Annotated in this window: 1 protein-coding gene and 1 pseudogene; both read left to right on the top strand. The window is 70.2% G+C overall.

Going from position 1 to position 7,118, the window contains the following annotated elements:
• Positions 1 to 1,103, top strand: a pseudogene (locus H9624_RS16215) (hypothetical protein); the annotation flags it as partial.
• Positions 1,104 to 1,356: 253 nt separating this feature from the next.
• Positions 1,357 to 7,118 (top strand): ThuA domain-containing protein (locus H9624_RS16220; protein ID WP_286011333.1); only part of this gene is annotated, 5,762 nt, incomplete at its 3' end.

Genomic DNA, 7,118 nt, shown 5'->3' on the forward strand with positions numbered 1-7,118 from the left:
GCACGGTCACGGTGACGGCACGGGCCCTGGCGGGCTTCGTCCTCGCCGACGGGACCACCGAGTGGACCCACACCTTCACCGACGGTGAGGAGCCGGACCCGGTCGAGGTGACCCCGCTGCCGGTGAGCTTCACCGACCGGTCGGGCTTCGCGAACGACACGTTCACGATCCCCGCGGTCGACGGCGTCGAGTACGTCGTCGACGGTGAGGTCCTCGACGCCGGGACCTACCCGGGTGAGGGCACCGTCGAGGTGACCGCGCGTGCGACGGAGGGCTTCGTGCTCGCCGACGGCGCGCAGGCGGAGTGGTCCTTCACCTTCTCCACCGCCGGCGGGCAGCCGCAGCCGGACCGCCGCACGGCCGAGTTCCACCTGTCCAACACGTGGCGGGGCTCGACGGACGTCCACTTCATGTACGGCCGCTGGACCGACGAGGTGCTCATCGGTGACTGGGACGGGGACGGGACGGACACGATCGCGGTGCGCCGCGGGAACGTGTTCCACGTGTCCAACGCCCAGCAGGGCGGGGACGCCGACGTGGTCCTCACCTACGGCCGGCCCGGTGACGTCATCCTCGTGGGTGACTGGGACGGGGACGGGACGGACACCTTCGCGGTGCGCCGTGGCAACGAGTACCACGTGAAGAACTCGCTGCGTGGCGGGGACGCGGACTCGGTGTTCCGTTACGGCCGGGCCGCTGACCAGGTGCTGGTCGGCGACTGGGACGGCAACGGGTCGGACACCTTCGCGGTCCGCCGCGGGGCGACCTACCACGTGAAGAACTCCCTGCGTGGCGGGGACGCCGACGTGGTGTTCACCTACGGTCGGGCGGGCGACGTCGTGCTCGCCGGTGACTGGGACGGTGACGGCCGGGACACCTTCGCGGTGCGCCGCGGGGCCACGTACCACGTGAACAACTCCCTGCGTGGCGGGGACGCGGACCGCGTGGTGACCTTCGGACGCGCCGGCGACGAGGTCCACGTGGGTGACTGGGACGGCAACGGGACCGACACCCTCGGTATCCGCCGGCCCGTCGGTGCCGCGCCTCAGGCGCCCGCCGCCACCGGGGCGAAGGAGGTGCGCTCGGTCGCCAAGCTGAGCTGACCCACCACCTGGGAGGGCCCGTAGCCGATCACCGGCTACGGGCCCTCTCGCGTGCCGGCACCCCATTTTCCCCTTTTGGTTGACGGGTACCCAAAAAGCGCCCTACGCTGCGAGCACGCACGACCGACTTACCCCTCTGCCGTCCACCCGCGAGGCGATCCCTCGAGGACGGCTATCGCCGCGGCCAACGCTGGTTCGTGGCACGTGCTTTTCAGACACACAGTTTCGAGGAGGAAACGTGGTCAGACGACCCATGTCCGGGCGGTGGTGGGCCCGGGGCGCGAGCACCGTGCTCGCCAGTGCCCTGGTGCTCCCGCTCGCGATGAGCGGCGCCAGCGCCGACACCACACCCCCGCCGGAGGACGAGGCGTTCAGCGCTCTCGTCTTCAGCAAGACCGCTGCCTTCCGCCACGGCTCGATCCCCGCGGGCATCGCGGCGATCGAGGAGCTCGGCGAGGAGAACAACTTCGAGGTCACGGCCACGGAGGACGCCGGCGCGTTCACCGCCGAGAACCTCGCCCAGTACGACGTCGTCGTGTGGCTCTCCACCACCGGTGACGTCCTCAACGCGTCGCAGCAGACCGCCTTCGAGGAGTACATCCAGAACGGCGGCGGCTACGCCGGCATCCACGCGGCGAGCGACACCGAGTACGAGTGGCCCTGGTACGGCGAGCTCGTCGGCGCCTACTTCGCCAGCCACCCGCCCGGGACGCCCGAGGCGACCGTCATCGTCGAGGACCCGGCGCACCCCTCCACCGAGCACCTGCCCGCCGAGTGGGAGCGGACGGACGAGTGGTACTCGTTCCGGACCAACCCGCGCGGTGACGTCCACGTCCTCGCCTCCCTCGACGAGTCGACCTACGACGCCGGCAGCGGCGCGATGGCGCCGGACCACCCGATCGCCTGGTGCCAGGACTACGACGGCGGACGCGCCTGGTACACGGGCGGCGGGCACACCGACGCCTCCTTCCAGGAGCCGGAGTTCCGCGAGCACATCCTCGAGGGCCTGCGCACCGCGGCCGGGGTCGTCGACGCCGACTGCTCCGCCACCCTCGACGAGAGCTTCGACAAGGTCGCCCTCGACCTCAACACCCAGAACCCGATGGACCTGGAGCCGGCGCCGGACGGGCGCACGATCTACATCGAGCGCGACGGCCGTGTGCAGATCGTTCAGCAGAACGGTGGCACGGTGACCGCCGGCACGATCCCCGTGACGCAGGTCCAGGAGTTCGGCCTCCTCGGCATCGAGCTCGACCCCGACTTCGAGGACAACGGCTGGATCTACTTCTACTACTCGCCGACCGGTTCGTCCTCCGACCGGGTCTCCCGCTTCACGCTCGAGGAGAACACCCTCGACCTTGACAGCGAGGAGGTCCTCCTCGAGGTCGAGGTGCAGCGCGACGAGTGCTGCCACGCCGGTGGTGCTCTCCAGTTCGACGGTGAGGGCAACCTCTACATCGCGACGGGTGACAACACCAACCCCTTCGCGTCCGACGGCTTCAGCCCGATCGACGAGCGACCCGGCCGTGAGGCCTGGGACGCGCAGCGGACCTCGGGCAACACCAACGACCTGCGCGGCAAGATCCTGCGGATCACCCCGCAGGACGACGGCACGGTCACGATCCCCGAGGGCAACCTCTTCCCGGCGGGGACCGAGCTGACCCGTCCCGAGATCTTCGCGATGGGCTTCCGCAACCCCTTCAAGATCGGCCTCGACCCGCGCACCGACACGCTGCTCGTCGCCGACTACGGCCCCGACTCCGGCTCGACCAACCCGAACCGGGGACCGGCCGGCATGGTCGAGTGGAACATCGTGCAGGAGCCCGGCAACTACGGCTGGCCCCACTGCGTCGGTGACAGGGAGGGCTACCGCGACTACAACTTCGCGACCCAGCAGTCCGGCCCGGCCTTCGACTGCGCGGGCGGCCCGACGAACGACTCGCCCAACAACACCGGGCTCACCCAGCTGCCGCCGGTCGTGCCGGCGACGGTCTGGTACCAGAACAACAACCAGCGGAACAACGCCCCGGAGATCGGTTCCGGTGGTGGCGCTCCGATGGCCGGCAGCGTCTACGTCTACGACGAGGAGCTCGCCTCCACCCGCAAGTGGCCCGCCTACTTCGACGGCAAGGCCGCCTTCGCCGAGTGGAACACCGGCAAGCTCTTCAGCTTCCAGATGTCCGACGACTCCAGCGAGCTCATCGACATCAACCGGATCCTCTCGAGCTTCTCCTTCGCCCGTCCGCACGCCCTCGAGTGGGGCGCCGACGGCGCGCTGTACATCATCGAGTGGGGCTCGGGCTTCGGTGGCAACAACGCCGACTCCGGCGTCTACCGCATCGACTACCTGGCGGGCCAGCGGGCGCCGATCGCGCGCGCCGAGGCCGACGTCACGAGCGGGCCGCTGCCCCTCGAGGTGACCTTCAGCTCCGCGGGGTCGCGTGACCCCGAGGGCGGCGCGATCACCTACGCGTGGGACTTCGGCGACGGTGAGACGTCGACCGAGGCCAACCCGACCCACACCTACACGGAGGCCGGCAACTACACGGCCCGGCTCACCGTGACGAACGCGGACGGGGTCGAGACCGTGGCCACGGTCCTCATCGCGGCGGGCAACACCGCGCCGACGATCACCGTCGAGACGCCCCCCAACGGTGGCTTCTTCAACTTCGGTGACGTCATCGAGTACAAGGTGACGGTCACCGACCCCGAGGACGGGGAGATCGACTGCCAGGACGTCATCGTCCAGCCGGCCCTCGGCCACGACGAGCACGCCCACCCGTACAACCAGTACCGCGGCTGCGAGGGCGCGATCCCGGTCAACGGGGACACCGGCCACATCGGCGCGAACATCTTCGGTGTCATCACCGTGACGTACACCGACCAGGGCGCCGAGGGCGTCGACTCGCTCACCACGCAGGAGGTGCTCATCCTCCAGCCCAAGCGCAAGGAGGCCGAGTACTTCGCCGAGACCGGTCGCCTCGAGGGGTCGACCAGCTCGGGTGACGCCGGCGTCCAGCTCGAGGACACCACGGACACCGGCGGTGGCCAGAACGTCGGCTTCGCCGAGGTCGACGACTGGTTCTCCTTCGACCCGACCAACCTCACCGGCATCGACTCGATCCGCGTCCGCGGCGCGTCGGAGCCCGGGGGCACCGTCGACATCCGTACCGGCTCGCCGGACGGGCCGTCGATCGGTTCGGTCACCGTCCCGGTGGGTGGTTGGCAGCAGTGGGCCAGCTACGACGTCGAGCTGCCCGACGACGTCACCACCGAGTCCGGTCCGCTCTACTTCGTCACGACGAGCGGCCAGGCCAACATCAACTGGGTCGAGTTCATCGGACGGGGCGTCACGGACAACGCGAGCCCGCAGGTCGAGGTCACGACGACCGAGACCACGGGCACGGCACCGCTGGCCGTGAGCTTCACCGCCACGGCGACCGACCCCGACGACGACACGCCGCTCACCTACGCGTGGGACTTCGGTGACGGGACCACGGCCGACACGGCTCAGGCCTCGCACACCTACACCGCACCCGGCCGCTACACCGCGACCGTGACGGTGACCGACGCCCGCGGGGCCCAGACGACGGAGTCCGTCGAGGTGTCCGTCACCGCGCCGGGCCTGCAGTGCCTCGACGGTCGTTCCGACGGCTTCGACGGCGATGCGCTCGACACCGACCGCTGGGACGGTTCGCTGCGTGTGAACCAGGACCTCCGGGTGGAGGACGGCGCTCTCGTCATCCCGACGTCGGCGACGGACATCTACGGGACCGACAACGGCAACGTGCCGAACATCGTCCTGCAGGACCTGCCCGACGGGCCCTTCACGGCGACCAGCCGGCTCACGCTCAACGGTGCGGAGGCCTACCAGCAGGGCGGCCTCCTCATCTACGGCGACGCCGACAACTACGCCAAGATGGTCCTCTCCGGACGCAGCACGTCCGGGTCGGACCCCGCCAGCCGGGTCTTCCAGTTCATCCGCGAGGAGGCCGGCGCCCCCAACGAGGTTGCCGCGTCGATGAGCCCTGCGCTGGGCGCCGACTACCCGAGCACGGTGTGGGTGCGCTTCGTCAGCGACGGTGAGAACCTCACCGCCTCGTACAGCTCGAACGGGACCGACTTCACCGACATGTCGGAGACGAAGTCCCTCGAGGGCATCGAGAACCCGAAGATCGGTCTGTTCGCCCTCCAGGGCGCCGGCCGGTCGCAGGCCCCGGTCGACGTGGAGTTCGACTACTTCCAGATCGTGCCGGACGACTCCGTGCCGCCGGTCGACCCGAGCGACGAGTTCGACGGCTCCGCCCTCGACGGCTGCCGCTGGGACGTCGTCCGCCCCGACCCGGAGCACATGCGGGTCGTGGACGGTCACCTCGAGCTCGACGCCACCACCGGTGACATCTACGGCACCGACAACGGCACGCCGGGCAACTTCGTCGTGCAGGACCTCGGCGAGGGTGACTGGACGGTGGAGACCCTGGTCGACGCCTCGACGCTCACCCGCCAGTACGAGCAGGGCGGTCTGATCGCCTACGTCGACGACGACAACTACGTCAAGTTCGACATCTCGGCCCGCAACAACCCCGGGAGCGCGCTCACGCTCGGTCTCGAGGTCCTCAGCGAGGTCGGCGGAGCCATCCAGAGCCCGCAGCCTGCCGCGACCGTGCAGCAGGCGGTCTGGCACCTGCGCCTGGAGAAGGTCGGCAACGACTTCACCGGCTCCTACTCCGCCGACGGCGAGACGTGGACGACGTTCGCGTCGGTCGCCAACGCCCCTGTCGCAGCCAGCGGCAAGGTCGGGCTCTTCGCGCTCGGCACCGCCTCGACGGACAACCAGACCGTCACCTTCGACTACTTCCGGGTCGACGGGGACGAGCAGCCGGAGCCCGTCGTGGTGACGCCGCAGGCCGTCGTCTTCACCGACGCGGCCGGGACCGAGGACGACACGTTCACGATCCCCGCGGTAGAGGGCGTGGAGTACCTGGTCGACGGCGACGTCGTCGAGGCCGGTAGCTACGACGGCACCGGGACGGTCACCGTCACGGCACGCGCCGCGGAGGGCTTCGTGCTCGCCGAGGGCGCCACTGCCGAGTGGACCTTCACCTTCACCACCACCGGTGGGGAGCCGGAGCCCGTCGTCGTGACGCCCGCCCCGGTCACCGCCTCCGACGAGGACGGCACCGAGGACGACACGTACACCATCCCCGCGGTCGCGGGCGTGGAGTACCTCGTCGACGGCGACGTCGTCCCCGCGGGTGAGTACCCGGGCACCGGGACCGTCACGGTCACGGCGCGTGCACTCGAGGGCTTCGTGCTCGTCGAGGGCGCCACGGCCGAGTGGACCTTCACCTTCTCCACCGACGGTGGGGAGCCGGAGCCGGTCGAGGTGACGCCGCAGGCGGTCACCTTCACCGACCGGTCGGGCTTCGCGAACGACACGTTCACGATCCCCGCGGTCGAGGGTGTGGAGTACCTGGTCGACGGTGAGGTCCTGGACGCCGGGACCTACGCCGGCGACGGGACCGTCGAGGTGACCGCGCGTGCGACGGAGGGCTTCGTGCTCGCCGACGGCGCGGTGGCCGAGTGGTCCTTCACCTTCTCCACCGCAGGGCCGCAGCAGCCGCAGCCCGACCGTCGCGGAGCGGAGTTCCACCTGTCCAACAGCTGGACCGGCACCACCGACGCGCGCTTCCCCTACGGCCGCTGGGTCGACGAGGTGCTCATCGGTGACTGGGACGGCAACGGGACGGACACGATCGCGGTGCGCCGCGGGAACGTGTTCCACGTGTCCAACGCCCAGCAGGGCGGGGACGCCGACGTGGTCCTCACCTACGGCCGGCCCGGTGACGTCATCCTCGTGGGTGACTGGAACGGGGACGGGACGGACACCTTCGCGGTGCGCCGTGGCAACGAGTACCACGTGAAGAACTCCCTGCGTGGCGGGGACGCCGACTCGGTGTTCCGCTACGGCCGGGAGGCCGACACGGTGCTCGTGGGTGACTGGGACGGCAACGG

It is taken from the genome of Oceanitalea stevensii (assembly GCF_014837105.1).
GTDB lineage: Bacteria > Actinomycetota > Actinomycetes > Actinomycetales > Actinomycetaceae > Oceanitalea > Oceanitalea stevensii.